Genomic DNA, 25,488 nt, shown 5'->3' with positions numbered 1-25,488 from the left:
GTGTTGCTGGCGGTATTCGTACTGGCTTCCTACAAGCTGTACCGGCGCAACGACGGCCGCTCTCCTCAGAAAGACGAAGTACTCATCAAGGCCATGTTGCAGGGCCTCACGCAGGCGCACTACCAGCCCGAGCGTATTGATGACACCTTTTCCAAACGAGTTTTTGATTTGTATCTGAAGCGCCTGGACAGCAGCAAGAAATTCTTGCTACAGACGGACGTTGAGCAGCTACGCAAGTATCAATTGGATATTGACAACCAAGTGCAGCGTGGCACCCACGAATTCATGGACCTGGGCAACCAGCTTATGGCGCAGCGGGTAAAGGACATTCAGGGCTTGTACCGGGATATTCTTTCTAAGCCTTTCGATTTTACTACCGAGGAAAGCTTCGAGACGGAATCAGACAAAGTAACCTTCGCGGCGAATGCCGCCGCTCAGCGTGAGGAGTGGCGCAAGTTCTTGAAGTACCAGACCATGGTACGGGTGTCAGAAATGATGGATGAGCAAGCGAAGAAGAAGGACAAGCCACTGGCTTCAACTTCGGCCACTCCTTCGCCAGCTACCACTTCTGAGCCCATGCGTACCCCGGCCCAAATGGAGGCTGAAGCCCGCAAGCGTGTAATGAAGTACTTTGATGACTACTTCAAGGACTTGCAGCAGACGGACGCTAACGACCGGTTAGCCATGTACGCCAACACCATTGCCAACACCTACGATCCGCACACGGAGTACTTCGCGCCCCGCGACAAGGAAACGTTTGATATTGCCATGACGGGCCGTTTCGAAGGTATTGGCGCTTCTCTGCAGGAGAAAGACGGCCAGATTAAAGTATCTGATATCATTCCGGGCAGCGCCTCTTACCGCCAAGGTGAGCTGAAAGCCGGCGATATTATCTTGCGAGTTGCCCAGGGCGCTGCCGAGCCCGTTTCAGTGGAAGGAATGCGCCTCGACAAGGCCGTATCTATGATCAAAGGCAAGAAGGGTACGGAAGTACGCCTGACGGTGAAAAAGCCCGACGCCAGCACCAAGATTATCTCCATCATTCGCGACGTGGTGGTAATTGAGGAAACCTACGCGCAATCGGCTACTATTGAAGACAATGGCAAGAAACTAGGCTACATCAAGCTCCCTAATTTCTACGCCGACTTCAATGACAACGGGGGCCGTAGCTCGGCTGCCGACGTGAAAAAGGAACTAGAGAAACTGAAAGCCGAAAACGTGCAAGGTGTTGTCCTTGACCTGCGTTTTAACGGGGGTGGCTCCTTACAAGATGCCGTGGAAATGGCTGGCCTCTTCGTGGACAGTGGCCCGGTGGTACAAGTGCGTAACAGCCAAGGTGCCCCTACCATCTTGAATGACCGTGACCCTCGTATTCAGTACGGTGGTCCGCTGGTAGTGCTGGTAAATAAGTATAGTGCTTCCGCCTCCGAGATTTTGGCTGCTGCCATTCAGGATTACAAGCGTGGGGTTGTGATGGGCTCAGCCAGCACCTACGGCAAAGGCACCGTGCAGCGCATCTTTGATCTGGATGAGGCTATGCCCGCAGAATTCAACAACATCAAGCCTTTTGGCTCGCTGAAGTTGACTACCTCTAAGTTCTACCGCATCAACGGCGGTTCGACCCAGTTCAAGGGTGTTATTCCGGATATCATTCTGCCGGATGCTTACAGCTACCTCGATCAGGGCGAGAAGGAAACGGACTACCCACTGAAGTGGGACGAAATTACGCCTGCCCGCTACCGTGCCTGGAATGCCCCTCCTGCCATCGACAAGCTCCGCCAAGCGAGCACCGCGCGTGTAAACGCCAGCCCTAGCTTCAAGCAGCTCTCAGATATGGTGCAGCGCATGGTAAAGCGCAAGGATGACACAAAGGTGTCTCTGAAACTGGCCAACTACCGGGCAGAGCAGGTTCAGGCTAAAGCAGAGTCGGACAAATATGAAGCCGTACAGAACGCGGCTCAGCCCATTGCTATTAGCCCCTTGGCCTTTGATCTGCGTCAGCTGGGTGCTGATACCATTAAGGTAAACCGCGCATCGCGCTTCGTGAAGCCTTTGAAGAAGGACATCACATTGCGTGAAGCCGTAGCCGTACTGAAAGACCAGATGTAAGGTTGATTCAGCCTCTTCACAAAGCCCTTCCGCACACGTGCGGAAGGGCTTTTTTGGCTTCATACTCAAGGCATTTATTTGTTAGCAAACAGTCTGTAAATACTTCACGATTACAAAAATTATTTATCACTATAACCACCTGATAAATAGACACTTATTTTTAGTAAATCATGTCAAAAAATTTAGCAAATAAGAACTCAAAACGTGCTATCTTGGTTTACTAAGCATGACAACGACGAACATGGAAACGACCATCATTCCGCTCGTAACGGACGAGCAGAAGCAGGCTGAGGAAATCTGGCGCAAATCCATTCCGGCCCAGGTGTTCCTAAACTACTTCTTCGCTATTAACTACCACATTCAAGAGGCTGACGACGCCATGGGCGGCCTGCAGCATCTGCCTTATTTCCGGGCTCACCAGGCCGAGCTAACCGACGCCGATGTGCAGGCAGTTACCAAGCTGCTACACGCTAGCTGGAGCACGGAATACGCTTTGCGGGCTACTGCGGAGCTCGGCGACGAGGACTACCTACGTAACGCCCTGCACTGGACTTTCCCGCAGGCGTACCATACCATTATGGCGGGCTTGCAAGCCTTCTTGTACACCGCTGGTGTGCGCAGCAGCAACCCGTCATTGATTCGCCGGGAAGTTGGCCGCTTAGTTGTGCGCAACGCCTATCCGCGTCCTATTTCCTTCTATGCTGCCGGCGCTTACGGCGACTTCAGCATTCACCGTCTGCCGCTAGCAGGTTATAAAGCAGGTTTACACATTGCTGGCAAAGAGATTGACGCGCAGGCTCAGATCGGGCAGTTCCTCCGCACTACCCGCAAGCTAAAGGCCCAGGCCACCCGCCAGCAAGTGCAGGCTAACCCGAACACGGCTTTGCGTAGCCAGAAGACTGGTAAGGTGCTTGACAAGTGGACGGCTGCTCACTGGCAGCAAATTACGTGGCGCCTCGGCTACACCACCATCTTTGACTTGCTGGGCCGCCTGCGAATTTCCCAGACCAGCCGTGAGATTGAGCGCTTCGTGGAGGCCGAGATTGACTTCAAACTCTTCCACCAGTCGTTGCTCAACATCGTGAGCTACCTCAACGGTATTCACGAAACCTACGTGGCCAAGGCCATGGGCGTAGAGCGCTACCAGCAGCTGGTTGCTGAGCTGCCGAAGCACTTGCAGAACTCCTTTGTGCAGGAGCGCCTACAAACCCGCGTTGAGCCCATGCTCCGCGACGACGAGCCGACCATGCGTATGGCGGCCTAAGGTTCCGAGCTTTTTAGTAGTCCTACTGCATATACACGTAAGCGCTGGTCCATTGGGCCGGCGCTTTTTGTTTGTGCGGATCCTATTACCCATGCATTTGCGGCAACTATCCAACTCTTCGGGAGTTTATGCAAATAAGTGTTGGAGCCGCGCTATTTTTGCAGCTTGACTTTATTGGCCCCGTGTGGGCCTTGTTTTTACCCATCGCACCATGCAGCACCTCAGCGAACAGGAGATAATCCGTCGTGGCAAATTGGAAGAGCTCCAGAAGCTCGGCATTGAGCCCTACCCCTCCGAGCTGTTCGACGTGAACTTCTACGCCCAGGAAATTCTCGAGAACTACCACCCCGAGCTCAACAACTTTCAGGACGTAAGCCTGGCCGGCCGCCTGATGTCGATTCGGGTGAAAGGCAAAGCCTCGTTCGCGGAGTTGCAGGACGCTTCGGGCCGTATTCAGCTCTACATCAACCGCGACGAAATCTGCCCGGGCGAGGACAAGGAGCTGTACAACACCGTCTTCAAGAAACTGGTAGACCTCGGCGACTTCGTGGGCGTGAAAGGTCACGTATTCAAAACGATGGTAGGCGAAACCTCCATCCATGTAACCGGCTTCACGCTGCTAAGCAAGAGTCTGCGCCCCTTGCCTGTGGTGAAGGAGCGCACCGATGAGGCCACCGGCGAGAAAATCACTTACGATGCCTTTTCCGACCCGGAGCAGCGCTACCGCCAGCGCTACGTGGACCTGGTAGTAAACCCGCACGTGCGCGACGCCTTCGTGAAGCGGACCCAGCTGGTGCAGGCCATGCGCAACTACCTCAACGACAAAGGCTACCTGGAGGTAGAAACCCCTATCCTGCAGCCCCTATACGGTGGGGCCGCCGCCCGGCCCTTCAAAACCCACCACAACACGCTGGACATGACGCTGTATCTGCGTATTGCCAACGAGCTGTACTTAAAGCGCCTCATTGTGGGTGGCTTTGATGGGGTGTACGAATTCTCGAAGGACTTCCGCAACGAAGGCATGAGCCGGTTCCACAACCCGGAATTTACCCAGATGGAGCTGTACGTAGCCTACAAGGACTACTACTGGATGATGGACCTAGTGGAGGAAATGGTAGAGCGCGTAGCCTTGGCCCTACACGGCAAAACCGAGGTGCAGGTGGGCGAAAACCTCATCAACTTCCAGCGCCCCTGGAAGCGCTTCACCATGGCCGAATCCATCGAGCACTTCACGGGCTTCAATATCGATGGCAAGAGCGAAGAGGAGCTGCGCGCTGCCGCCAAGGACCTGAAAGTAGGGTTGGACCCCAGCATGGGCAAAGCCAAAATCATCGACGAAATCTTTGGGGAGCATGTGGAGCCCAAGCTGATTCAGCCCACCTTCATTACCGACTACCCCGTGGAGATGTCGCCGCTGGCCAAGAAGCACCGGAGCAAGCCAGGTTTGGTAGAGCGGTTTGAGGCCATTTGCAACGGCAAGGAAATCTGCAATGCCTTCTCGGAGCTCAACGACCCTATTGACCAGCGCCAGCGTTTTGAGGACCAATTGGAGCTTGGTAAACGCGGCGATACGGAAGCTATGGTGTTGGACGAAGACTTCCTCCGGGCCCTGGAATATGGTATGCCCCCTACGGCCGGCTTAGGTATTGGCATCGACCGGTTAAGCATGATTATGACCAACTCCAACTCTATTCAGGACGTGCTGTTCTTCCCGCAAATGAAGCCGGAGTACACAAAGTCCGAAAATGCACCGAAGCCGGAGGCAGAAGCGTAGTCGCCTACCCGTTAAAAGTCAGAAAGCCTCCCGCTGATATAGCGGGAGGCTTTCTTTTTTAACTGACTAATTCTGTCCGTTGAGTAGCCTTTGCCTGAAGAAGCTTGCGATGAGCATGTACGATTTTACTGCTAAGGTTTGTTAACCATTCCTTTGCAGAAGCTCTACAGCCGGCAATTTTACAACAGGTGCGTATCCAACTTCTTGTAAGCCGGTTATGTGTTCTTTAACGTGGCAGGTAAAACAAGGTTACACCGGAGGAAAAATTTCTTCACAAGGCGAACCGACCTAAACTAAGAAAGCCTCCCGCTATATGAATGGCGAGAGGCTTTCCGTTTAGTACAAATGGCTTACCCTTCCGATTGGGGTTATCCAAGAAGCTTGCGATGGACAGCGTTCGATTTTGCTGACGGGCTGTTTAACCATATCCTGTCAGAAGCTCAACGAGTCGGCAATTTTACTTGCTATAACTTCTCCAATCTTCTTTCAAGCCGATTGTATATTCTTTAACGGGGTTGTTGGCGTGGGGTTACAACATTCCTAAAAAAAAATTATCAGAACTTATAACCTGGGTAGTGTCGGGAATCGCCCCCTACCCCATCGTAGTCAGAATCAACTTCATTAGAAGTTGATATCTCATAGGCCGAATCACTGAGTGAATTCAGCAGGCTGTCAGCGGCCGTGCGGTCAGTGTGCAATTGCTCGGAAATGGCGCCTTCACTCTGAAGGGCGCCCAAACGAGCCTGCCCCTGCTTGAGCAGCTTGCTTAGATCGTCCGTCCACTTGGCGGCCGATTTCTTAAGGTTGCTGCGCGTGTCGTCGCCAGTTTCAGGGGCCAACAGTAGCCCGGCTACTACACCAGCCGTAGCCCCGACCAGCAGGGAGAGTATTACTTTGCCTTTCGTGTCTTGCATGAGGCGGAAGAAATTGAGGTGAGAATACAACCGTCCGGCGACGCACCGGGGTAGTAGTAACGCGAATAAAGAGACAGTTGTTTTGCTTAGGCCATGCGGAGCAGAGTAGGTGTACCTACTTGAAGCCACTGGGCAGCAAAAAGCCCCAACCTCATTTAAAGGTTGGGGCTTTTTCGGTTGCTTGTAAGCTTAGCTTACAGGTCGTTGAGCAGCTTTACTACTTCTTGCTTGGCTTTGCCGAGCTTGTTCTGCAGGCGGCCGATTAGCTCATCGCCTTGGCCTTCAGCGTACTCCAGGTCTTCGTCGGTGAGCTGAGCGTACTGCTGCTTCAGCTTGCCTTTGGCTTCATCCCAGTTGCCTTTCAGCTTCAGCTTGGAGCCAGCACCAGTGATGCCCAGGTCTTCCAGCTTTTCGATGTAACCTTTGAACTTCGAGTCGAGGTCTTCGCCGTATTTAGAGAGCTGCTCGCCCAGCTGACCGCTGTATTTGGTAGCAGCGCTGCCCAGCTTGCTGCGGGTAGCCGTGCCTTTATCGGGAGCCATCAGCAGGCCGGCAATGATGCCAGCACCGGCACCGGCCAGAGCAGCGAGGAGAATTTTGCCCGAGTTGTCTTCTTCGTGATATGACATGATTCGTAGGGGAGAGAAAGGGAGTGAAAAAATAGGGTTCAAGGGTAAACCCCGGTATTCCAGGCCACTAAGGACCAGTTGCTACCCCGTAATGAGGAGATTGGGTACCGGATATGGGCAGCTATACGGACAGATGTTACCGAGGTTTTGCCTCAATATAAAAATTAGCAACTTATAATATTGCCCGAATCTTATTCGAAGCTCACGGCTTGCCGTAGTCTAAATTCTAGAACTCCTCTTTCCTTTGCCTGATGCACAAAATCTTCCTTCTTGCCTTGTTTTTACTCCCCTTGGGCGCCTGCCAACAGGGGGTAGCACCTTCTGCGCAAACACCCTGCATTGATGCCAGCAAAATTCGAAAGGACGCCATGTGTACCATGCAGTACGACCCAGTATGCGGCTGCGACGGCAAAACTTATGGCAATGCCTGCCAGGCTACCAACGCAGGCGTAACTAGCTCCACCAAAGGCGCCTGTGCTGGCACCGGGCAACCCCAAGGTAGTAGTAAATAAGGTGTTCATCTATAAGATGGGCCGAAGAAGCTACTGCCGCATTGGGTAGGCAGCTTCCGCTTACAGGGTTTGCTGGTCTGGGCTGTCGGTGCAAGCTGCTGGGAATACATTCTCCTGGCGGGTTGTAGCTTGCAGGACCAAGGCCCTTTGAGGTGCCTTTTCATTCTAGATTTTCCTACCTATGGCTGAGAAGCGTTATTTCCGTCAGCAAAACCCATTTGTGGTACCTACCACCGATGGTAAACTTATAGAGGAGCACATTGGCCATGCCAGCACAGGCACGGGCCAGTACAGTGTAGCCCATATGGTGGCTCCGCCCCAGTGGAGTGAACCTCACCAGCAGCCGGAATTTGATGAAGTAACCATCATCGTGCGGGGCCGGAAGCGGTTTGAGGTAGACGGCGACGTGATTGAGCTGAGTGCGGGTGAATCGTTGCTGATTAAGGCGGGTGCCCGGGTGCGCTACTCAAACCCGTTTGATGCCGAGTGCGAGTACTGGTCGATTTGCGTGCCGGCCTTCAGCCCGGCTACTGTGCACCGGGAGGACGAGTAACCTTATATAAGCCGGGAGGAATTGCCCTATCTTCCTGAGGTCTACGCTAAGTAGCCTTCCCTGTCACTCACCCTCTTCCTTATGGATCAGCGCATTATCAACCTTTTCGACGAGTATACGCACGCCCCCCTAACCCGTAAGGAGTTTCTGGACCGCCTAGTGAAGCTGGCGGGTGGTACGGCATTGGCGGTTGCAGCCCTGGCCGTGCTGGAGCCCGGCTACGCCCAAGCTGCTACCGTACCCACCGACGATGAGGACCTAGTGACCGAGGAGGTAACCTGGCCCGGCGAGGCCGGCGTAACCATGAAAGGGTATTTGGTGCGTCCTAAGGGCAAGAAGAAACGCGGGACCGTGGTAGTAATCCATGAAAACCGCGGCCTGACCCCGCACATCAAGGATGTAACGCGCCGCGTAGCTAAGGCTGGCTATCTGGCCCTGGGAGTTGATGCCCTGTCGGTGTTCGGGGGCACGCCGGCCAACGAGGACGAGGGCCGCACGCTCATCGGTAAGCTCGATAAGCAGCAGAACCTGGGAAACTACCTGGCGGCCCTGCGCTACTTGCGCCAGCGGACCGACTCAAATGGCAAAACTGGCTGCGTGGGCTTCTGCTGGGGTGGCGCCATGGCCAACAGTCTTGCTACCCATGATGCCCAATTGGACGCGGCCGTGGCTTACTACGGCACCCAGCCGCCCGCCCAGGACGTACCCAATATCAAAGCCGCACTGCTGCTGCACTATGCGGGCCTCGATGAGCGAGTAAATGCTGGCAAAGACGCTTATGAGGCCGCGCTGAAAGCAGTCGGCGTGAAGTACGAACAGTATGTATACCCCGGCGTCAACCACGCTTTCAACAACGATTCCTCCCCGGCTCGTTACAATGCCGAGGCCGCTAATTTGGCCTGGAACCGGACCCTGAAGCTCTTTAAAAAGAAGCTAGGCTAATTGTTAATCAGGGTATTTTCTCCCGCACGTTATTCTATTTCTATTCATGAGGAACTGGTTGGCTCTCAACATATACCCATTGTTGGTAGCTGGAGCACTTCTTGTTAGCTGTCAAAAATCCGGCTCCGCTGATGGAATGCCGGTAGCAGCGCCAAGTCCTGCCGTTACCATTCCCGCCGCTCATAGCCCGGCTCCACCTGCCCCTGGACCTATTGAGTTTATTGATTCCGACGAGGTTACCTTGAATGGCACCCAGCATTTGGTAGGCACTACCGCCGGACTGTATAAGGTACTAGGCCGACCTGACAGCCTCGTGGCTCCGGACATAATGGACTACTGCATGCCTTATTATCACAACCGGCCATTTAAATGCGCATACTATAGCAGAAGCTGCACGGAGGTGTACGGCGACACAGCCGTTGTCACGTCGCTTGATTTCAACCGCCACCCGGATCTGGAACTACGGAGTGCAGGCCTTCGGCTAAGTCGCGCCACTACCCTGGTAAGCTTGGCCAACGTATTTCCACAGGCCGTGAAAAAGCAGAGCATAGTGGATGTGTACAAGAAGGGCCAGCGCGTGCTGATATTGCTGGAAAGCGCGCAGGTCCCCAACGACTACACCTGGTCGCTGTTCTTTCACAACGGGCTCCTGGAAAGCATAGAACTTTCTACACCCTGCTAATCTGAATTAACCTGGAGTAGCTTTTTTTCTACAGCCCACCGCCTTCTGCGCCGTGGGCTGTTTTGGTTTAAAGCGTAGCGCCACCTCCAGGGCTTTACCTTCTGCCAAACTGAGAGCGGTAAGGAATTGTAGAAAACTTTGGCAATTGGACAATTTTTTACGTGTTTTTTAGATGCCGGCACGGCTGAGCTATCCAGGTGGGTTGGGGCTTGCTGACCCGGAAAATGCGTGCGTTGGGCATGTGTTGTAAGTGTATAAACGGGTTGCTGCCTCCTAGCGATGCCGCGTGTTGGGGCCGTTTAGGGCCTTGCGTTTCTGCCTAGCCGGCCGATATATTTGGCTACTTCCGCCGGGTTATACACCTGGTTTTGCGCTACTTCAGGTTGTTAGGTTGCAGATGCGTGCTCTACCCTTGGGCACTCGCCTGCAACCTGCCCCTTGCGCTGCCGGCCGCTGCTGGCTTCCCCGCTGCTCTACTTACCAATCCACCAATTCCCACACAACCAATGAAACACCGGTTTACCTCCCTTTTGGGAGCGGCTGCACTATGCGTGCTCGGCTCCGCTCCTTCCCACGCCCAAACCTACCAGCAGGTATGGGCCGATGAATTCACCAACGGCATTAGCTCCAGCTGGGTATTTGAAACCGGCGGGGGCGGCTGGGGCAACAACGAGAAGCAATATTACCAGCGCGCTAACACAACCGTTGTCAACGGCATCCTGCAGATTACAGCCCGCAAAGAAACTGTAGGCGGCATGCCCTACACCTCCTCGCGCATGAAAACGCAGGGGCTCAAGGAGTTTAAGTATGGCAAGATTGAGGCCCGCATGAAGCTGCCCCTGGGCCAGGGCCTGTGGCCAGCCTTCTGGATGCTGGGTGCCAACATCAACACGGTAAGCTGGCCGGCCTGCGGCGAAATTGACGTGATGGAGCACATCAACGCCGAGAACAAAGTATACGGCACTGTGCACTGGGACAACAACGGCCACGCCGAATACGGTGGCAACATCATCACTACACCCCAAGATTACCACACCTACTCCATTGAGTGGGAGCCTACCTACATCCGCTGGTTCGTGGACGGGGTGAAGTACCACGAAATCAACATCACGAACAGCACGGGCGGCACCGAAGAATTCCAGCGGCCCTTCTTCCTGCTGCTGAACTTGGCCGTAGCCGGCAACTGGCCCGGCCAGACCGTGGACGAAAGCAAGCTACCCGCCACCATGTTCGTCGATTACGTGCGGGTGTATCAGAAGTCGGGCACTACCACTCCCCCACCTACTACCTCCAGCACCACCATTCAGGCCGAAAGCTACAGCTCCATGAACGGCGTACAGCTGGAAACCACCACCGACGCGGGCGGGGCCAGAACGTGTCCTACATTGATGCCGGCGACTGGATGGCCTACAACGCCATCAACTTCCCAACCACCGGGACCTATACCATTGAGTACCGCGTGGCTAGCCCCAGCGGCGGCACTCTTTCTTCTGATTTGAACGCTGGCGCTATTCAGCTGGGCAACACCACCATTCCGGCCACCGGCGGCTGGCAGAACTGGACGACCGTATCGAGAACCGTAACCGTGAATGCGGGTACTTACAACTTCGGCGTATTCGCCCAGACTGGCGGCTGGAACCTCAACTGGATTCGGATTACCAAGGCAGCAGCTCGTCCCGCCGCTATCACCGCCACGGCTGCTACCACTGAGCAAGACAAACCCTTCAGCGTCTATCCGAATCCTTACGCAGCCGGTTCCGCCCTTACCATCCAGCTTCCCACCGCCGACCTACTACCAACCCAAGTGCAGATTCTGGATGCCCAGGGCAAGCAGGTGTGGCAGACGACAGCTTTCGGCTCAGAGGTGAAAGTAGGCAAAGACCTACCCCTGCGCAGCGGCCTATACCTGATTCAGGTAAGCAGCGCCACCGGCAAATCGGTGCAAAAGCTGGTGGTGCAGTAAGCAGTGAAACGCTGACTGAGTGCCTGAGTGAGGTGCCACAATCAGAAAGCCTGCTACTTCGCTTCCTCCGGGAAGAAAAGCAGCGGCGAGGACACCGGCACCCTATTTTCGTTCTTCTACCAGACTTTACTTAAACAAACAAGCCCTTACCTCCGACATAGAGGTAAGGGCTTGTTTGTTTAAGTAGGGAAAACAGGGTTGGCCCTATCTACCCATAACAACTCACTTAGTTACCGTTTCACTGCTTACATCCGCTGTTCCGGCTTGGCGGCCGGTAGCGGCTTGCGGGGCAGCTTTTGGTCGCGCATAGCGGCTTGGTACACAAAGGAAGCCACCAGCACGGAGGCCTGCTTCATATCGTCGGCAGGTAGGCGCTCGTAGGTGTCCATGTTGGTGTGGTGGGTGCGGGTGCCGTAGTCCAGCGGGTCCTGAATAAACTGAAAACCCGGTAGGCCCACCGCGTCAAAAGAGAGGTGGTCGGTGCCGCCGGTGTTGCGCAGGGTAACGGTGGTAGCGCCCATATCGGCGAAGGGCTTGAGCCACTCCTGGAAGATGGGCGCCGCGGCCTCGTTGCCCTGGGCATAGATGCCCCGGATTTTACCGGCGCCGTTATCGAGGTTAAAGTAAGCGGCCAGCTTTTCGTGCTCGGGCAGCAGTTTCATGGTAGCGGGGTCGGCGAAGTGGTTTTTCACGTAGCCTCGCGAGCCAAACAGGCCCTGTTCCTCCTCGCCCCACAAGGCAATGCGGATGGTACGGCGAGGCTGCACGCCCGCGGCCTTCAGAATCCGGACGGCTTCCATCATCACGGCGCAGCCAGCGGCATTGTCGGTGGCGCCGGTGGCAGCGTGCCAGGAATCAATGTGCGCCCCCAGCATCACTACCTCGCTTTTCAGCTTCTTGTCGGTGCCCGGAATTTCAGCTACCACGTTGTAACCCTTTAAGTCCTGACTCTGGAAACGGGTGCGGGTTTCGAGTTCCAGTTCCACGGGAATGCCGGCTTCGGCAAGGCGGATGAGGCGCAGTTGGTCCTCGGGAGCCATTTCCAGCTCAGGCAGAACCGGCTTGGCATCGGCGGCATACGGGGCGCCGTTGGAGGTGAAGAACGTACCATCGGAGCCGCCCCGGCTGCTGAGAATGGCAGCGGCGCCCTCGCTCAGAATCATATCCGATAGTTTGGTGCGCAAGGCTAGCATGGTCCGGCGGGCAGCCAGGCGCTGCTCCATTTCCGCCGAGTTGGGAGCAGCTGCCGCCGCTTCCAGCTTGTAGTCAGCCATTTTCTGCAGCTCCTCGGCCGTGTAGCGTTTGGCATCCGGCTCGAAACCAATTTTGGGAGCCGCTACATCTAGCAGCACAATTTTGTCGCGCAGTTGGCCTTTGTATTTGTCCAGCTCGGCTTCCGTGGTGGCTTTCACTACTACTACCTGCTTTTTCAGAGGGCCGTTGGTGCTGGGCGTCCAGGCTTTAGGAGCCCCGATGAGGGTGTGGTAGTAGGGGCCGTCATGGCCACGTACGACTTCTCAATGTCCCAGCCGCGGCCGAAAGTACCCCAGGGCTCAATAGTGGCTTTGGTGAGGCCCCAGCTGGTTAGCTGCTTCTGGGTCCACTGGTTGGCGCGGTTCAGGCCCTCGGAGTTAGCCAGGCGCGGACCGCATACATCCGTAAGGTAAAAGGCCGTTTCCATCACTTTGGAGCGGTTCAGGCCCTCATCCTTGATTTTAGCGAGTACGGTTGGGTCGGCTTTGGTGCCTTGCTGGGCCAAGGCCGGGGTAGCGGCCACCAGGCCCGAGGCCAGGGCAAGGAGTCGGAGTGTATGCATCGGAGAAGGAAGGTTGAGAAAATTAGTACCGCCTCTAAAGTACCGAAAACCCCGCGCACGTTGCGCACCACCTCCTACCCGCCTCACCTGACTTACGCACTCAACCACCCTGCCCCGTAGAAACAGCCGCCAGCTACTGCTACCCTACCCGCCCGGCCATCAACTTCGGGCGCTACCTTTTAGCAGCTTATCAGGCGTGATAGGCAGCTCGCGGATGCGCTGACCGGTAGCGTGATACACGGCGTTGGCCACGGCGGCCGTAAAGCCGATCAACCCAATTTCTCCCAGGCCTTTGGCACCCATGGGGTTGAGGTGCGGGTCGGGCTCGTCGATGAATAGTACGTCGATGTCGGGCACGTCGGCACTGACGGGCACGTGGTACTCAGCCAGTTGGTTATTCACGAAGCGGCCGTAGCGGTGGTCCAGGCGCGCTTCTTCCAGCAGGGCCATGCCAATGCCCCAGACCACGGAGCCGTACACCTGGCTGCGGGCGGTTTTAGGGTTGAGCACCCGTCCCACATCCAAGGCCGACACTACCCGGCTAACCCGCACCGTACCCGTCGGCTCGTGCACGCGCACTTCCACAAAGTTGGCGCAGAAGGACTTACCAGAGTGGGCTTCCTGCTCCGGCCCTTTATCCACTTCCCGCGACAGATCGAGGCCCATTAAGCTGTGTTCGCGCAGAATGGCGGCGTAGGAAAGGGCCGTACCGGGGTGCGCTTGATTCGTACGGCGCCGTCTTCGGCCACTAGGTCGGTGGGTTGTAGGCGGTACTTGGCCCAGACAGGAGCGCGGGCAGCCAGCTCCAGCAGCTGCTCTTGCAGGGCCTTGCCCGCCGCGTGCACCGCGGCCCCTACCGAGGCTGCCGTGTGGGAGCCAAACTGCCCCGGCGCGGGCGGCAAAGATGAGTCGCCCAGCTCGAAGCGGATGTGTTGCACGGGTACCCCGCTGGCCGCGGCCGCAATCTGGCTCATGATGGTGGCCGTGCCCGGCCCTACGTCGGCCGTGGCGCTTTGCATCAGCAGACGGCCATCGGCGAAAAGCTGGGCGCGGGCGGCGGCCTTAGTTCGCTCCGCCTTATAGATGCCCATGCTCATGCCCCAGCCCACCAGCCACTCGCCCTGCCGGGTAGCGCGGGCTCGGCGGGGCGCTTGTTCCAGCCGAAGCGCTCGGCTCCGCGCTCATAACAGGCCCGCAACTGGTTGCTCGACCAGGGCTTGTCGCCCACGGGGTCGGTGGCGGCGAAGTTCTTCAGGCGCAAGGCCAGCGGATCCAGGCGCAAAGCCACCGCTAGCTCATCCATGGCCGATTCTAGGGCAAAGGAGCCGCTGGCTTCGCCGGGGCCGCGCGTCCAGGCGGGGGTACTCAGATCCAGGGGCACAAGCTGGTACCGCGTGTTGAGGTTAGCACACTGGTAGGCCGATTTGGTGGGGTCTACGATGCGCTCCGTAAACTCCTCGTGGCGGGACGTCTGCCCAACGGCTTCGTGGGTGATGCCCGTAAGCTGGCCGTCGGGGGTAGCGCCCAACCCAACTCGCTGGATGGAATGCGGCCGGTAGCCAACCAAATTAAACATCTGGCTGCGCGTGAGGGCCACCTTCACGGGCCGCCCTACCAGCCGCGCCCCCAGAATAGCGGCTACCTCCTGGGGCCAGATGCGGGAAGCCCCCCGAAGGCCCCACCTACGAAGGGAGAATGTACCTGCACCGCATCCGGGGTAGCTTAAACATGCGCATCAGGTCCTGGCGGGCCAGGGCCGGTGCCTGGGTTTTGTTGTACACCGTCAGCCGCGGACCGTCCCAGCGGGCAATAGCGGCGTGGGGCTCCAGGGGATTATGCACTTGCACCGGCGTGCGGTATTCCTGCTCCACCCGCACCGGCGCCTGCTGGTAGGCATTGGCTTGGCCGCGCAGGTAGTCGTCGGCTTTTTGGGGCTTGTGGGCCCGGGCACGGTGCTCGGCCAAGTTGGTTTCGGGTGGGGTTCCTTCATACTGCACCCGTACTAAAGTGGCCGCGTGCTGGGCCTGCTCTAGGGTAGCGGCAATGGCCAAGGCGACGGGCTGGTTGCTAAAGTGAATCTGGTCGTCGTGGAAGACGCGCAACTCCTGCCCAGCCAGCCGAGGGTTGTTGTTGGCAGCGGCGTCCTGGTAGGCGGGCACGCCCGGCGAGTTGCGGTAGGTAAGTACGGCCAGCACCCCCGGCGCTTTTTCGGCCGCCTTCGTATCCAGGGTTTTAATGCGGCCCCGGGCAATAGTACTGGTTAAAAGCACGCCATGCACTACGCCGGGCACGGCGTGTTCGGCGGCGTACCGCGCCTGCCCGGTTACTTTTAGGTGGCCATCTACCCGGTTGAGCGGAGCTCCCAGGGCAGGAGAAGCAAAGAGGTGATTTTCCATGCGCACGACAACATATCCCACCGGCTCCGGGCCGGCACCCAACCGCAGGATAACCCGCGCCTTCTAGCCATACGGAGCAGCTGGCAGGAAAGCTGCAGAACCGTTGGAACCTACTCCTTACCGGGCGTGCTTTACCTACCTAGGTAGTCTTCTTGTTACCTTATTGAAAAGAAAGGAAACTGTTTCTCGTATATCTGTGCGTAAGTTTCATGCAGCGTCTTATGCCGCTAGTCAGTAACTCACTATGAACATCCTCAAACGCAACAATGTGCGGGTGCTCGGGCATGGCCCCAGACCTTACTTTTTGTCAATGGCTTCGGGTGCGACCAAAGCATTTGGCGCTATATTATTCCCGCTTTTTCCGAGCAGTTTCAGCTGGTGCTCTTTGACCACGTTGGGACCGGCCTCTCGGACACCTCTACCTACACTTCGCAAAAATATACGTCCCTGGATGGTTACGCCCAGGATATTCTGGAAATTTGTCAGCACCTGCGTCTCACCCAGGTTACGCTGATTGGGCACTCCGTAGGGGCCATGATTGGGGTGCTGGCGGCCATCCGGGAGCCGGCTTATTTCCGGCAGTTGATGCTGGTTTGTCCCTCGCCGTGCTACCTGAACGAGGCCGAGTACCACGGTGGCTTCGAGCAGACGGATATTGAGCAGATGCTAGCCTACATGGAAAAGGATTACGTGGGGTGGGTAGATTCTTTTGTGCCGTTTCTGATGGGCTCACCCGATCAGCCTTCACTATCCGCGTCTCTTATTCATAGCTTCTGCCAGAATGACCCGTCCATTGCCAAGGAGTTTGCCCGCGTTACATTCCTCTCCGATAACCGCCTGGACGTGACGAAGCTACAAGTGCCTTGCCTGCTGGTACAATGCGCCCAGGACCTGATTGCCCCTTGGAGGTAGGCGACTATCTGCGCGCGGCTATTCCTCATGCTACCTTGGTTACGCTGCCCGTGGCCGGCCACTGCCCCCACGTTAGCGCCCCAAGCGAAATGCTTAGCGTCATGGACTCCTTCGTTCACGCCTAGAACCCGGCAGCGGCTAACCTGGCGGGCGGATGCCTGGCCGGAAATTTTGTGCATCTTCCGGGCCGTAACGGGCCACTGGGGCCTGGCTTCCGCGAGTTGCATCCTTGCCTACCACTGCCTTAGTTCATGCTATTCCGCACTTCTTTACTCGTCTTTCTCTTCTTAGCCCTTCCTTTTCTGGGCAGCGCCCAGGCCACAGACAGCAGCTACACGGCTAAAATGCAGGCGCCGGGGGTGAAAATGATAACCGTCGACGGTAAGTATAAGGTGTGGACCCAAAAGGTTGGGGAGGGAAAAATTAAGCTTTTGCTGCTGCACGGCGGCCCCGGCAATACGCACGAGTATTTCGAGAACTTCCCCGAGCATCTGAGCAAGGAAGGCGTCGAAATTTATTACTACGACCAGCTCAACTCCTACCATTCTGATAAGACCGAGAATAAAAGCGTCTGGAGCATTCCGCGCTTTGTGGAGGAGGTAGAGCAAGTGCGCCAGGGGTTGGGCCTGGATAATTTCTACCTGCTAGGCCACTCCTGGGGTGGTATGCTGGCCCTGGAATATGCCGCCAAGTATCCGCAGCACCTGAAGGGCCTGATTACTTCCGACATCGGCTACAAGGCCACCGTCTTCAACAAGCACCGCTACAGCCAGTACGCCGACGTTATTCGCCGGCACGCGGCCAAGGAAGGCAAAACGGTAGCCGGCCTCGATACTATGGGGCTGAAAACGTTGTCGGGCTACATCACTCCCGCCGTGCAAACCGAGTTCCGCAGCCTGCACATGATGCGCCGGACGCCGGAGCCACCCACCTTCACCCGCAGCCAAGCCCACATTATCCGTAAATACGCGGCCCTTATGCTGCCCACCATGGTTTCCTGGGACTTCTCCGACCGGCTGGCCTCCATCAAGACGCCTACCCTAGTCATCGGCTCGAAGTATGACTTTGTGCCCACCGAGGACATTGCCTACATGCAAAAGCACATTCCTAATTGCCAGCAGTACATCTGCCCCCAAGGCTCACACTACGCCATGTGGGACGACCCAGAGCACTACTTTCCCGCCCTGATTAAGTTTCTGCGGAAAACCGAGCGCAAGGGTTAATGTAAGTAGGCGGCAGGCTAGTTTCTAAGCTAACCCGCTACACCTTCTACTAACAGAAAAAGCTGCCTTTAGGCAGCTTTTTCTGTTGTGCGCGGGCACCATGTAGTTGAGAATGGGCTGAAGTAAATTGAGTATCGGCGTTAGAAACGTGCTAGCTGCTTCCAGCTAGCACCTTCGGGCGGGCATCGTAGGTGCGCGTGGGGCCAGCGTGTACTATTCCATTCAAATCAACCTGCCGGAGCCGGTAGTAGGCGGTTGTTGTAAGCGGCTGGCGGTCCGTAAACTCGTGCGTGGTGGGGGCAATGGCCATATCGTCGCCGGGCACTTGGCCAATGGTCGTGAAGCTAATGTTGTCGGTGCTACGCTCTACCGTAAAATAAGCGCAACCTAACTCGGCTACCGTTTCCCAGTGCAGCTCCACTGCTTGCGCGGCGGGCGCAACGCTGAAGCTATTCAGTTCCATGGGGGCTACCTCCGGAGTGCGTAAGCTGTTGCTTACGACTTGCGGCTGCTGGTATCCGCTGGCGCAGCTCTGCAAGGCGCCAGCCAGTACTACCACCAGCAGCTTGCGCAGCTTGTTACCAGATAAAGGTGAGTATAAGTCAATAAAAGAGAACATACGCGGGTGGGTTGGCTCTGATAGGAATACAATAATATGGTACAGTTGAAACATTATACCAAGTTTGCGTCCACGTATTTTACTAAAATTAGAACATCAACGCATGTTCTTGCTTAAGTTCTATTTCGTAGCTCACAAAAGGCCTCAGTAGCAAGCAGCTCAGCCTAGTTTTCCAGAGCATACAGCGGCAGCTTGGCGCTTAGGGTAAAGCTGGCTGGCCCTTGCATAACCCCTACCCCGCAACGCTCGTCTAACCGGCTACCCTTCACCTAGCCGATTCTGCATGAGCCTCTGGGAAATTATCCAGCGTTTGATTCCGTACGTGCGGCCCTACCGGGGGCTGGTCGTTGCTACCCTGCTGCTGACGTTGGTGGGCTCCCTGGCCGCTCAGGTAAACCCGTTTGTGCTGCGTTACACCGTGGATACGGTGCAAGGTATGCTAGACCGCCGCCAGGGCCTAACGGAGGGGGCCAACCTGCTGCTGCTGGTAAGTGGGCTGCTACTGGGCAAGGAAATCATCAACACGCTGATTCAGTTCGGGCAGAAGTTTTACGGCGAGAAAATCCGCATCAACGTCTCAAGCACCCTTTCTCAGGATGCGGTGCACAAAGTGCTTAGCTACCAGCTCGGCTTCTACTCCGACAGCGGCAACCAAACCGGCAAGCTGCAAACCCGCATTGATAGGGGCGTGGAGAGCCTGATGAAGCTGGTGCAGAATTTCTTCATTGACATTCTGCCCCTATTTGCCAATTCCATTGTGGCCCTGGTGATTATGTTTATGGCCAACGTGTACGTGGGGTTGGTGGCCGTGGCCGTGCTGCCCGTGTACTTCTGGCTGAGCTACCGGCAGGCCGACCGACTCAACGGCACCCGCCGGGCCTTGCGCAGCCTGCGCGAGGCCAAAAGCCAGGGCCTCGTGAATCTGATTGACTCGGCGGTAGTCATTAAGAGCTTTGTGCGCGAGGATTACGAGGAGCAGAAGCAGGCCCAGGTGCAGCAAAACCTACAGGAAGCCCAGCTGGAAACCCGCAAGACCAACTTCCTCTACGACGGCCTCAAGACTTTCACCGAGCAGATTGGGGTAGTGCTCATCATCATCCTGACCGCATACCTGGTGCTTGATAGGCAGATTTCCATCGGGGCCATTATGTTCCATATTCTGCTGTTCAACAACGTATCGGCCCCCATCCGGCAGTTGCACCGCATCTACGACGAGATGAACGACGCCCTTACTTACTCCGAGGGCTTCTTTGATATTCTGGATGCCCACGATGCGGTGGAGCCCACCGGTCCGCTCCAGCCCACGCACCTGCAGGGCACCTTCGACATCTGCAACGTAGACTTCACCTACCCCAGCGGCACCCAGGCCCTGCACGACGTATGTCTGACCATTGAGGCCGGCAAGACCACTGCCTTAGTGGGCCTGAGCGGGGCCGGCAAGAGCACCATTATTAACCTGCTCTGCAAGTTTTACGCGCCCGAACACGGCAAAATGCTCCTCGACGGCAGGCCCCTAGCCGACTACGACACCCAGGCTTTGCGCCAGCAAATCGGGTTGGTACTCCAGAAAAACCACATCTTCAAGGGCACCATTGAGGAAAACATCCGCTACGGTGTCATGGACGCCACCCTACCCCAGATCCAGGCTGCAGCCCGGCAGGCCTACTTGCACGAGCAAATACTGGAGCTGCCCAATGGCTACCAGTCCGACGCCCAGCAGCTTTCCGGTGGGCAGCAGCAGCGCATTGCCATTGCCCGGCTGTTCCTGAAAAACCCGCCCATCATCTTCCTCGATGAGCCCACGGCCTCCCTCGACGCCATTGCCACCGAGCAGATCAAAAACTCCCTCGACGCCATCAAGCAGGGCCGCACGGTGGTCATCATCTCCCACAGCCTGGCCCAGATTGTCGATTCCGACTGCATTTACGTGATGAAGCAGGGGCGCATGGTGGAAAGCGGCACCCACGAGCACCTCTACGACCTGCGCGGCACCTACCGCGAAATCTTCGACGCTTCGGCCCGCTCCCTCAACATCGAGAAGCTGGCCCGGGTAATGGTGGATGATGAAGACGAGGTAGGCGACACGGCGGCGTAATAAATAGTAATGTTTCTTTTCTTAGTTTTATATAATCATCATTCCATTCTCGTAGCAATGAATGTCACAGAAGTATCTGTATCATTATCTGAAATATTCGCAGCTGTTTTTGCAGTAGCTGCTACTGCTCTAGGCTATGTCGTAAAAGAGCAAAGAGACAGAATTAAGAATATACAAAATCAAGTATCTGACAGAAAATATAAAGTATATCACGAAATATTTTCCTTCTTTTTTGATGTATTTAAATTACAGAAAAAACTAAACATTACGACGGAATCTGATCTGGTATCACGATTAATCGATATCAAAAAAGACCTCATTATATATGCCCCTGATCCGATTGTCAGAAAACTTATTGAATGGGATGTAACCAGGACGTCCTATCCTAACGACCCACGTCACTTAAGAACATTTCTTGAATTATTCATCCTTATTCGAAAGGATATGGGTCATCATAAAACTTTAATCATACCAGAAGACGTATTAAAATTTATCATGGCAGACGAAAAGGAATTTGAAGCAGCTAAGAAAATTATATTTACAATAGATTGATCTTTTAAAAAAATTATGCATTCTAGCTCGTAACCTATTTCGATGAGGTGGCCGTGCCTCTTATGTCGTCGTAATGGAAAGTCGATTCCACTTCATTAGGACATTATTTATCTTTGGTTTAGAGTTGTACTAGCACTTTACCATGACCCTTGACCTGACTGGCATTACCAGCAAAGTTGCCATTCACCAGCTATTTAAAGAGAAGCTGGGCTTTGAGGAGTGGTACGGTCCGAGTTGGGATGCTTTCTGGGATTCTATTGTAGCCATTGCAGAAATGCCGCCCGTGCTGACGCTCACCAACTGGGAAGAATTTGCCCAGCATTGTCCCCACGATATGGGGATTCTGCGGCGGGTGATTCAGGATTATAATCAAGAAATGGCGCCGAAACGCATGGCACTGGGCTGAGGGCAAAGCCGAAGTACGCTTGCTGGGGTAGGGCGTGGGCGGCAGTTGCCAGATATGCGTCGTGGCCTACCTTTAGAAGTTAATTTGCCTTGCGTCTATGAAATATTTCCTGCTAGCTGCGCTGCTATGTAGCAGTTTTGCCGTGTGCGCCCAGAAGCCCAAGTTCACCATTCAGGGCATTACCCTACCGGCGGAAATTGCGGACCGCAACAACCAGTTCTCCGGGCTTTATCGCCATAACAACCACTTGCTGCTACTCTCGGAGAGCCGCTTGCAGGAGCGCGCCGAGGCCAAGGTATATGCCCTGGATTTGGGTAGCATCAACGCCCAGCTGGCGAAAGAAACCCAGGCGTTAACCTACAAGAAGTACGCCCTACTGAATCTGGATAAGATCCGGGCCCGGTTGGACAGCGCTGGTCAAGTGTACGAAGGGCTGGAGGGTTTGACGATGGTGGGCGAGGTAGCCTATTTCTCCATTGAAACGGCCACGCCCTCGCCGTACTGCTACCTGATTAAAGGCGAACTACATGACGCAGCAGCGACTATTACCCTAGATACCCGCTACCTGGTGCCCTTGCCCAAACCGGCCCTAACCAACGGCACGCACATCTATAACGCTGGTTTTGAGGCCCTGGCGAGCTACGACAAAAACCTACTACTGCTCTACGAATACAACTACTTTACCCACGACAACTACGCTTTTACCCTGCCCGCTGCCGCAGCTACCCCCGACATTCCGCAGTACGTACCCCTACGCCGTCTGCCCTTCCGGGTCACGGACCTGGTGCACGAAGGCAAAAACCGCTTCACGGCCATTAACTACTTCTACAGCGGCAACGATGACAGCGTGTACCGCACCCCGGCCCCGGACCCCAACGCCCGGTTTATTCAGGCGGGGCTGGTTACCAGAACTATTGCCGACTCATTAGCCTGCGCTACAAACACCACCAGTTGCGCTGGAAACCGTTGTTTGAGCTGCCCGCGCAGTACGAAACCTATAACTGGGAGGGCATGGCCGCTTACCAGGGTGGATATTTCCTGATTAACGACAAGTACGGCCCCTCCAACCAGTCGACCTTGCTGTACCTGCGCAAGAAGTAGGCGGAGCCGGGTAGCGCAGTCAGGGAATTTAGCCGCGAAATTGCCCTTACGCCTAACTCATTGACCTACCTTGTTTTGGGTAAACCCTCCCGGCAAGCAAGCTCGGCCGGACGGGCCTATTTTGCTTTTCGCCTGTTGTAGAGGCTTCTGCCGCATTACCTGCGGCTTCCTGAAACCTGATTCTGCAACATGGAAAAAATTGCCCTGATAGTTGGTGCTACTGGCATCATTGGCAGCAACCTAGCCCAAGAGCTGTTGGCTCACGGCTGGACCACGTACGGTTTGGCCCGTAATCCGCGCCCCGATGCTGCGGGCCTGCTGCCCGTAGCCGCCGACCTGCTGAACCCGGCCGGTTTGCAGGCAGCCCTGGCCGACCTCGCTCCTACCCACGTGTTTCTTACCACCTGGATGCGGCAGGACACTGAAACTGAGAACATCCGGGTGAATAGTGCCCTGGTGCGCAATGTGCTGGAGGCCCTGAGCCCCAAAAAATCGGTGCGGCACGTGGCCTTAGTAACGGGCCTCAAGCACTACCTCGGGCCGTTTGAGGCCTACGCCAACGGCGGCGCACTGCCGCCTACCCCACTGCGGGAAGAGCAGCCCCGCCTACCCCTCGACAACTTCTACTACGCCCAGGAAGATGAGGTATACGCCGCCGCTAAGCGGGACGGGTTTAGCTGGAGCATTCACCGGCCCCATACCATCATTGGCAAGGCCGTGGGCAACCTAATGAACATGGGCACAACCCTGGCCGTGTACGCCAGCATCTGCAAGGAAACCGGCCGCCCGTTCCGCTGGCCCGGCTCGGAAGCCCAGTGGCACGGCCTCTCCGACGTGACAGATGCCCGCATCATTGCCAAGCAACTGCGCTGGGCCGCTACCACTGAGGCGGCCCGCAACCAGGCCTTCAACATCACCAACGGCGACGTATTTCGCTGGAGCTGGCTGTGGCCCCGCCTGGCCGCGTGGTTTGGGGTAGAAGCCGCGGGGTTCGATGGCACTGTGCACCCTTTGGAAGCCGAGCTAAGTCAGGATACGGCGGTGTGGCGCGAAATAGCCGAGCGGCACCAGCTTACCGAGCCTGATCTGAACCGGCTGGCGTCGGCCTGGCACACCGACCTGGACCTGGGCCGTCCCATTGAGGTTATGACCGACATGAGCAATAGCCGCAAGCGCGGTTTCCTGGAGTATCAGGCAACGGAAGACTCGTTTTTTGATCTGTTCGAGCAATTACGCGCCGACCGGCTGATTCCGTAACCACCAAACCACCAGCAGCTCTGTACTACTGGGGCTCACTGAACTTCATCAGCGCCCGAGTGGCCAGTACTAGGCGGGGTAGTTGGGCGCTGGTGGAGTTTGGGTTGGGTAGCGCCTGGCCTTCCTGGCCAGGCGGCTACCTGCAGTCAAACTCCGTGTACTTCCAACCCAAACCCTATGCCCGGCGAGACCGACTTAACCCGCCTTCTGCGCACCATGCAGCCTGAATTGCAACCGGGCAACTACGTGTTCTGCACGGTAGCTTCCCTGGATGGCTTGGTGGTAGCCGACGTGGTTGGCCTGTTCCGCGAGCGGGAAGGCCTAACCGTTATTCTACCCCAAGCCACTGCCGACCGACTGCAGCTACCTTATTCCTTTGTGGCAGCTTGGCTCACGCTTATGGTGCATTCTTCCCTAGAGGCCGTGGGCCTGACGGCGGCCGTTGCGCGCGTACTGGCTCAGGCCGGGGTGAGCTGCAACGTGGTAGCTGCCTATTACCATGACCACATCTTCGTGGCCGCCACCGATGCCCACAAAGCCCTGAACCTACTGCGGCAACTAGCTGCTACCGGGGAAGCAGAATAGCCGTCTAGAAACCGACTTGGCTGCTACCCACCACTTCCCCGACACCGTGCTGGTACAAGTAAACGAGCTACCGTTGCGCAAACAGTAGCTCGTTTTCCGGTGCTCTACTGGGCCTGATCTGGAGGGTAGCCTAGCTCACCGTGGGCGGGTTGCGGTTGACAATGGGTCCCGCCCCGGCCAGCTGGCTAACCATGTCGTCCAGAATGTCTTTGCTATAGCCGATGCGGTTGGCGTACTCCATGCACAGGCCGTACTCGCGGGGGTCAATTTGTCCGTCCTGGAGCATCATTTGCACCAGGGTCTGCAGCTCTAGGGTGCGTTGCAGGCCGTCGGCGGGTACAATAAAGCTCAGCACGCTCAGGTTGTCGGCAATGGGCTGCACCTGCTCGGAGGTAAGGCCCAACCGTTGCCCGATTTGCAGCAGAAACGCGCTTTCGTTCTGGTCTAGCTGCCCATCGGCGGCGGCCAACAGAATCAGGTTCTGGTAGAAGGCCAGCTTTTTTTGCTCGGTATTTAAAACGTCTTCGAGGTTGTGTTGCGCCTGCATATGCGTTGGAAAGGGTGGTGGCGAAAAAAGCCCGTTAAAGGCGGTAGCCTGTTTCAACGCGGCCCCCACCGGAAGGTTATTCCCAGCTTGGCACAGCCAAGCTCCCAAAACAATACCAGTAAGAAGCCGTTAATTGCGGCGTCCTTCGCGGCGGAGGGCCTTTTACCCAACCTCATTTCTTCTTACTTATTTATTCATGGTTACTTCGTTGCGTCGGGGAGATGACAGTACCTACCTGACGGTAGAGCGGAACGTACGCGAGAACTGGATTCATGCCCGCTGGTATGGCCGCCAAACCCTGGGCACGGTAATGGACGGGGGCCTAACGTACTTGAACATGCTACGCGAGAAGCCCTGCCCCTACCTACTCAACGACCACAGTGAACTGGTAGGCACGTTTACCGAAGCCAACGAGTGGATTCAGCAAGTCTGGACGCCGCTTATCATGGGGGCCGGTTTGCGCTACATTGCCCAGGTAGTGTCGCCGGATATTTTCGGGCAGCTGTCCATCGAAAATCTACAGAGCCGCATTGCTGACCAGCTCGATCTGCACTTGTTCGAGGACGTGGCCGCGGCCCAGCAGTGGCTACGCACCCGGGCCCAGGAAGAATAGTTTGTTCCCGCCCCTACCGCGCTA

29 protein-coding genes are annotated in these 25,488 nt (G+C 56.2%); 19 read left to right on the top strand and 10 right to left on the bottom strand.

Annotated elements, in window-relative coordinates:
- The 3 genes from MUN84_RS16930 (at position 1) to lysS (ending at position 5,147) form a co-directional block, all read left to right on the top strand.
- A complete protein-coding gene (locus tag MUN84_RS16930) occupies positions 1–2,109 on the top strand; it encodes a carboxy terminal-processing peptidase (RefSeq protein WP_244695191.1) in 2,109 nt (702 codons plus the stop codon).
- A gap of 226 nt (positions 2,110–2,335) precedes the next feature.
- A complete protein-coding gene (locus MUN84_RS16925) occupies positions 2,336–3,373 on the top strand; it encodes a hypothetical protein (protein ID WP_244695190.1) in 1,038 nt (345 codons plus the stop codon).
- A 211-nt stretch (positions 3,374–3,584) separates the two neighbouring features.
- Positions 3,585–5,147, top strand: coding sequence for a lysine--tRNA ligase (gene lysS / locus MUN84_RS16920; RefSeq protein WP_244695189.1), 1,563 nt, complete (start codon positions 3,585–3,587; stop codon positions 5,145–5,147).
- 554 nt (positions 5,148–5,701) lie between these two features.
- Here the strand turns inward: lysS and MUN84_RS16915 are convergent.
- Positions 5,702–6,061 carry a YtxH domain-containing protein gene (locus MUN84_RS16915; protein WP_244695188.1) on the bottom strand — a complete coding sequence of 120 codons (360 nt, stop codon included), beginning with the start codon at positions 6,059–6,061 and terminating at the stop codon, positions 5,702–5,704.
- A 194-nt stretch (positions 6,062–6,255) separates the two neighbouring features.
- A complete protein-coding gene (locus MUN84_RS24125) occupies positions 6,256–6,690 on the bottom strand; it encodes a CsbD family protein (RefSeq protein WP_311136877.1) in 435 nt (144 codons plus the stop codon).
- Positions 6,691–6,941: 251 nt separating this feature from the next.
- Between MUN84_RS24125 and MUN84_RS16905 the strand changes: the two genes are divergently transcribed.
- From MUN84_RS16905 to MUN84_RS16880, 6 genes are all read left to right on the top strand, one after another.
- On the top strand, positions 6,942–7,202 hold the full coding sequence (locus MUN84_RS16905) for a Kazal-type serine protease inhibitor domain-containing protein (RefSeq protein ID WP_244695187.1): 261 nt from the start codon (positions 6,942–6,944) through the stop codon (positions 7,200–7,202).
- Positions 7,203–7,383: 181 nt separating this feature from the next.
- Positions 7,384–7,755 (top strand): cupin domain-containing protein, encoded by a 372-nt coding sequence (locus MUN84_RS16900; protein WP_244695186.1) that lies wholly within the window; start codon positions 7,384–7,386, stop codon positions 7,753–7,755.
- An 81-nt stretch (positions 7,756–7,836) separates the two neighbouring features.
- On the top strand, positions 7,837–8,697 hold the full coding sequence (locus MUN84_RS16895) for a dienelactone hydrolase family protein (RefSeq protein ID WP_244695185.1): 861 nt from the start codon (positions 7,837–7,839) through the stop codon (positions 8,695–8,697).
- Positions 8,698–8,938: 241 nt separating this feature from the next.
- Positions 8,939–9,379 (top strand): hypothetical protein, encoded by a 441-nt coding sequence (locus MUN84_RS16890; protein ID WP_244695184.1) that lies wholly within the window; start codon positions 8,939–8,941, stop codon positions 9,377–9,379.
- 506 nt (positions 9,380–9,885) lie between these two features.
- Positions 9,886–10,878: a family 16 glycosylhydrolase gene (locus MUN84_RS16885; RefSeq protein WP_244695183.1), complete on the top strand. Its 993-nt coding sequence runs from the start codon at positions 9,886–9,888 to the stop codon at positions 10,876–10,878.
- Positions 10,764–11,342 carry a carbohydrate-binding protein gene (locus MUN84_RS16880; RefSeq protein ID WP_244698971.1) on the top strand — a complete coding sequence of 193 codons (579 nt, stop codon included), beginning with the start codon at positions 10,764–10,766 and terminating at the stop codon, positions 11,340–11,342. Before MUN84_RS16885 ends, MUN84_RS16880 begins: the two co-directional genes overlap by 115 nt.
- Positions 11,343–11,587: 245 nt before the next feature.
- Here the strand turns inward: MUN84_RS16880 and MUN84_RS16875 are convergent, their stop codons facing one another.
- The 6 genes from MUN84_RS16875 to MUN84_RS23140 all read right to left on the bottom strand — a co-directional run bounded on the left by MUN84_RS16875 (position 11,588) and on the right by MUN84_RS23140 (position 15,554).
- Positions 11,588–12,754 carry a M28 family metallopeptidase gene (locus MUN84_RS16875; protein WP_244695182.1) on the bottom strand — a complete coding sequence of 389 codons (1,167 nt, stop codon included), beginning with the start codon at positions 12,752–12,754 and terminating at the stop codon, positions 11,588–11,590.
- Between the two features lie 17 nt (positions 12,755–12,771).
- Positions 12,772–13,158: a hypothetical protein gene (locus MUN84_RS16870; RefSeq protein WP_244695181.1), complete on the bottom strand. Its 387-nt coding sequence runs from the start codon at positions 13,156–13,158 to the stop codon at positions 12,772–12,774.
- A 159-nt stretch (positions 13,159–13,317) separates the two neighbouring features.
- Complete coding sequence (locus tag MUN84_RS23150; RefSeq protein WP_262920556.1) at positions 13,318–13,824, bottom strand: xanthine dehydrogenase family protein molybdopterin-binding subunit; 507 nt, start codon at positions 13,822–13,824, stop codon at positions 13,318–13,320.
- Positions 13,824–14,267, bottom strand: coding sequence for a molybdopterin cofactor-binding domain-containing protein (locus MUN84_RS24120; protein WP_317238993.1), 444 nt, complete (start codon positions 14,265–14,267; stop codon positions 13,824–13,826). Before MUN84_RS24120 ends, MUN84_RS23150 begins: the two co-directional genes overlap by 1 nt.
- Positions 14,252–14,761 (bottom strand): molybdopterin cofactor-binding domain-containing protein, encoded by a 510-nt coding sequence (locus tag MUN84_RS24115; protein ID WP_317238992.1) that lies wholly within the window; start codon positions 14,759–14,761, stop codon positions 14,252–14,254. Before MUN84_RS24115 ends, MUN84_RS24120 begins: the two co-directional genes overlap by 16 nt.
- Before the next feature lie 79 nt (positions 14,762–14,840).
- Positions 14,841–15,554, bottom strand: coding sequence for a xanthine dehydrogenase family protein molybdopterin-binding subunit (locus MUN84_RS23140; RefSeq protein WP_262920555.1), 714 nt, complete (start codon positions 15,552–15,554; stop codon positions 14,841–14,843).
- Between the two features lie 333 nt (positions 15,555–15,887).
- Between MUN84_RS23140 and MUN84_RS16860 the strand changes: the two genes are divergently transcribed.
- The 3 genes from MUN84_RS16860 to MUN84_RS16855 all read left to right on the top strand — a co-directional run bounded on the left by MUN84_RS16860 (position 15,888) and on the right by MUN84_RS16855 (position 17,689).
- Complete coding sequence (locus tag MUN84_RS16860) at positions 15,888–16,466, top strand: alpha/beta hydrolase (RefSeq protein ID WP_317239229.1); 579 nt, start codon at positions 15,888–15,890, stop codon at positions 16,464–16,466.
- Positions 16,457–16,591, top strand: a complete 135-nt coding sequence (locus MUN84_RS23135) for an alpha/beta fold hydrolase (protein WP_262920554.1) — start codon at positions 16,457–16,459, stop codon at positions 16,589–16,591. Before MUN84_RS16860 ends, MUN84_RS23135 begins: the two co-directional genes overlap by 10 nt.
- A gap of 126 nt (positions 16,592–16,717) precedes the next feature.
- Entirely contained in the window at positions 16,718–17,689 is a 972-nt protein-coding gene (locus MUN84_RS16855; protein WP_244695180.1) for a proline iminopeptidase-family hydrolase, read from the top strand.
- A 151-nt stretch (positions 17,690–17,840) separates the two neighbouring features.
- Here the strand turns inward: MUN84_RS16855 and MUN84_RS16850 are convergent, their stop codons facing one another.
- On the bottom strand, positions 17,841–18,308 hold the full coding sequence (locus tag MUN84_RS16850) for a hypothetical protein (RefSeq protein WP_244695179.1): 468 nt from the start codon (positions 18,306–18,308) through the stop codon (positions 17,841–17,843).
- 283 nt (positions 18,309–18,591) lie between these two features.
- Here MUN84_RS16850 and MUN84_RS16845 point away from each other — a divergent pair, with 283 nt between their 5' ends.
- The 6 genes from MUN84_RS16845 to MUN84_RS16820 all read left to right on the top strand — a co-directional run bounded on the left by MUN84_RS16845 (position 18,592) and on the right by MUN84_RS16820 (position 24,304).
- Positions 18,592–20,403 (top strand): ABC transporter ATP-binding protein, encoded by a 1,812-nt coding sequence (locus MUN84_RS16845; protein ID WP_244695178.1) that lies wholly within the window; start codon positions 18,592–18,594, stop codon positions 20,401–20,403.
- Between the two features lie 57 nt (positions 20,404–20,460).
- Complete coding sequence (locus MUN84_RS16840; protein WP_244695177.1) at positions 20,461–20,955, top strand: hypothetical protein; 495 nt, start codon at positions 20,461–20,463, stop codon at positions 20,953–20,955.
- A gap of 142 nt (positions 20,956–21,097) precedes the next feature.
- Complete coding sequence (locus MUN84_RS16835) at positions 21,098–21,361, top strand: barstar family protein (protein ID WP_244695176.1); 264 nt, start codon at positions 21,098–21,100, stop codon at positions 21,359–21,361.
- Positions 21,362–21,458: 97 nt separating this feature from the next.
- Positions 21,459–22,403, top strand: coding sequence for a hypothetical protein (locus tag MUN84_RS16830; RefSeq protein WP_244695175.1), 945 nt, complete (start codon positions 21,459–21,461; stop codon positions 22,401–22,403).
- A 248-nt stretch (positions 22,404–22,651) separates the two neighbouring features.
- Entirely contained in the window at positions 22,652–23,719 is a 1,068-nt protein-coding gene (locus MUN84_RS16825) for an SDR family oxidoreductase (protein ID WP_244695174.1), read from the top strand.
- A 177-nt stretch (positions 23,720–23,896) separates the two neighbouring features.
- Positions 23,897–24,304 (top strand): ACT domain-containing protein, encoded by a 408-nt coding sequence (locus tag MUN84_RS16820; protein ID WP_244695173.1) that lies wholly within the window; start codon positions 23,897–23,899, stop codon positions 24,302–24,304.
- Between the two features lie 130 nt (positions 24,305–24,434).
- Here the strand turns inward: MUN84_RS16820 and MUN84_RS16815 are convergent, their stop codons facing one another.
- Positions 24,435–24,851, bottom strand: a complete 417-nt coding sequence (locus MUN84_RS16815) for a TerB family tellurite resistance protein (RefSeq protein WP_244695172.1) — start codon at positions 24,849–24,851, stop codon at positions 24,435–24,437.
- Positions 24,852–25,047: 196 nt separating this feature from the next.
- On the opposite strand from MUN84_RS16815, the gene MUN84_RS16810 reads away from it, so the two are divergent.
- Complete coding sequence (locus MUN84_RS16810) at positions 25,048–25,464, top strand: hypothetical protein (RefSeq protein ID WP_244695171.1); 417 nt, start codon at positions 25,048–25,050, stop codon at positions 25,462–25,464.
- The last annotated feature ends 24 nt before the right edge of the window (positions 25,465–25,488 follow it).

The sequence above is a fragment of the Hymenobacter sp. 5516J-16 genome (assembly GCF_022919335.1).
GTDB classification, from domain to species: Bacteria; Bacteroidota; Bacteroidia; order Cytophagales; family Hymenobacteraceae; genus Hymenobacter; species Hymenobacter sublimis.
Note: the sequence above shows the minus strand (reverse complement) of the source record. Positions and strands in the feature narration are given on the sequence as shown.

Coding starts and splice junctions, on each gene's coding strand:
- MUN84_RS16925 (WP_244695190.1), top strand. CDS start 2,336: ATGACAACGACGAACATGGAAACGACCATCATTCCGCTCGTAACGGAC.
- lysS (WP_244695189.1), top strand. CDS start 3,585: ATGCAGCACCTCAGCGAACAGGAGATAATCCGTCGTGGCAAATTGGAA.
- MUN84_RS16915 (WP_244695188.1), bottom strand. CDS start 6,061: ATGCAAGACACGAAAGGCAAAGTAATACTCTCCCTGCTGGTCGGGGCT.
- MUN84_RS24125 (WP_311136877.1), bottom strand. CDS start 6,690: ATGTCATATCACGAAGAAGACAACTCGGGCAAAATTCTCCTCGCTGCT.
- MUN84_RS16905 (WP_244695187.1), top strand. CDS start 6,942: ATGCACAAAATCTTCCTTCTTGCCTTGTTTTTACTCCCCTTGGGCGCC.
- MUN84_RS16900 (WP_244695186.1), top strand. CDS start 7,384: ATGGCTGAGAAGCGTTATTTCCGTCAGCAAAACCCATTTGTGGTACCT.
- MUN84_RS16895 (WP_244695185.1), top strand. CDS start 7,837: ATGGATCAGCGCATTATCAACCTTTTCGACGAGTATACGCACGCCCCC.
- MUN84_RS16885 (WP_244695183.1), top strand. CDS start 9,886: ATGAAACACCGGTTTACCTCCCTTTTGGGAGCGGCTGCACTATGCGTG.
- MUN84_RS16870 (WP_244695181.1), bottom strand. CDS start 13,158: ATGCATACACTCCGACTCCTTGCCCTGGCCTCGGGCCTGGTGGCCGCT.
- MUN84_RS23150 (WP_262920556.1), bottom strand. CDS start 13,824: ATGGGCCTCGATCTGTCGCGGGAAGTGGATAAAGGGCCGGAGCAGGAA.
- MUN84_RS23140 (WP_262920555.1), bottom strand. CDS start 15,554: ATGGAAAATCACCTCTTTGCTTCTCCTGCCCTGGGAGCTCCGCTCAAC.
- MUN84_RS16855 (WP_244695180.1), top strand. CDS start 16,718: ATGCTATTCCGCACTTCTTTACTCGTCTTTCTCTTCTTAGCCCTTCCT.
- MUN84_RS16850 (WP_244695179.1), bottom strand. CDS start 18,308: ATGTTCTCTTTTATTGACTTATACTCACCTTTATCTGGTAACAAGCTG.
- MUN84_RS16845 (WP_244695178.1), top strand. CDS start 18,592: ATGAGCCTCTGGGAAATTATCCAGCGTTTGATTCCGTACGTGCGGCCC.
- MUN84_RS16840 (WP_244695177.1), top strand. CDS start 20,461: ATGAATGTCACAGAAGTATCTGTATCATTATCTGAAATATTCGCAGCT.
- MUN84_RS16835 (WP_244695176.1), top strand. CDS start 21,098: ATGACCCTTGACCTGACTGGCATTACCAGCAAAGTTGCCATTCACCAG.
- MUN84_RS16830 (WP_244695175.1), top strand. CDS start 21,459: ATGAAATATTTCCTGCTAGCTGCGCTGCTATGTAGCAGTTTTGCCGTG.
- MUN84_RS16825 (WP_244695174.1), top strand. CDS start 22,652: ATGGAAAAAATTGCCCTGATAGTTGGTGCTACTGGCATCATTGGCAGC.
- MUN84_RS16820 (WP_244695173.1), top strand. CDS start 23,897: ATGCCCGGCGAGACCGACTTAACCCGCCTTCTGCGCACCATGCAGCCT.
- MUN84_RS16815 (WP_244695172.1), bottom strand. CDS start 24,851: ATGCAGGCGCAACACAACCTCGAAGACGTTTTAAATACCGAGCAAAAA.
- MUN84_RS16810 (WP_244695171.1), top strand. CDS start 25,048: ATGGTTACTTCGTTGCGTCGGGGAGATGACAGTACCTACCTGACGGTA.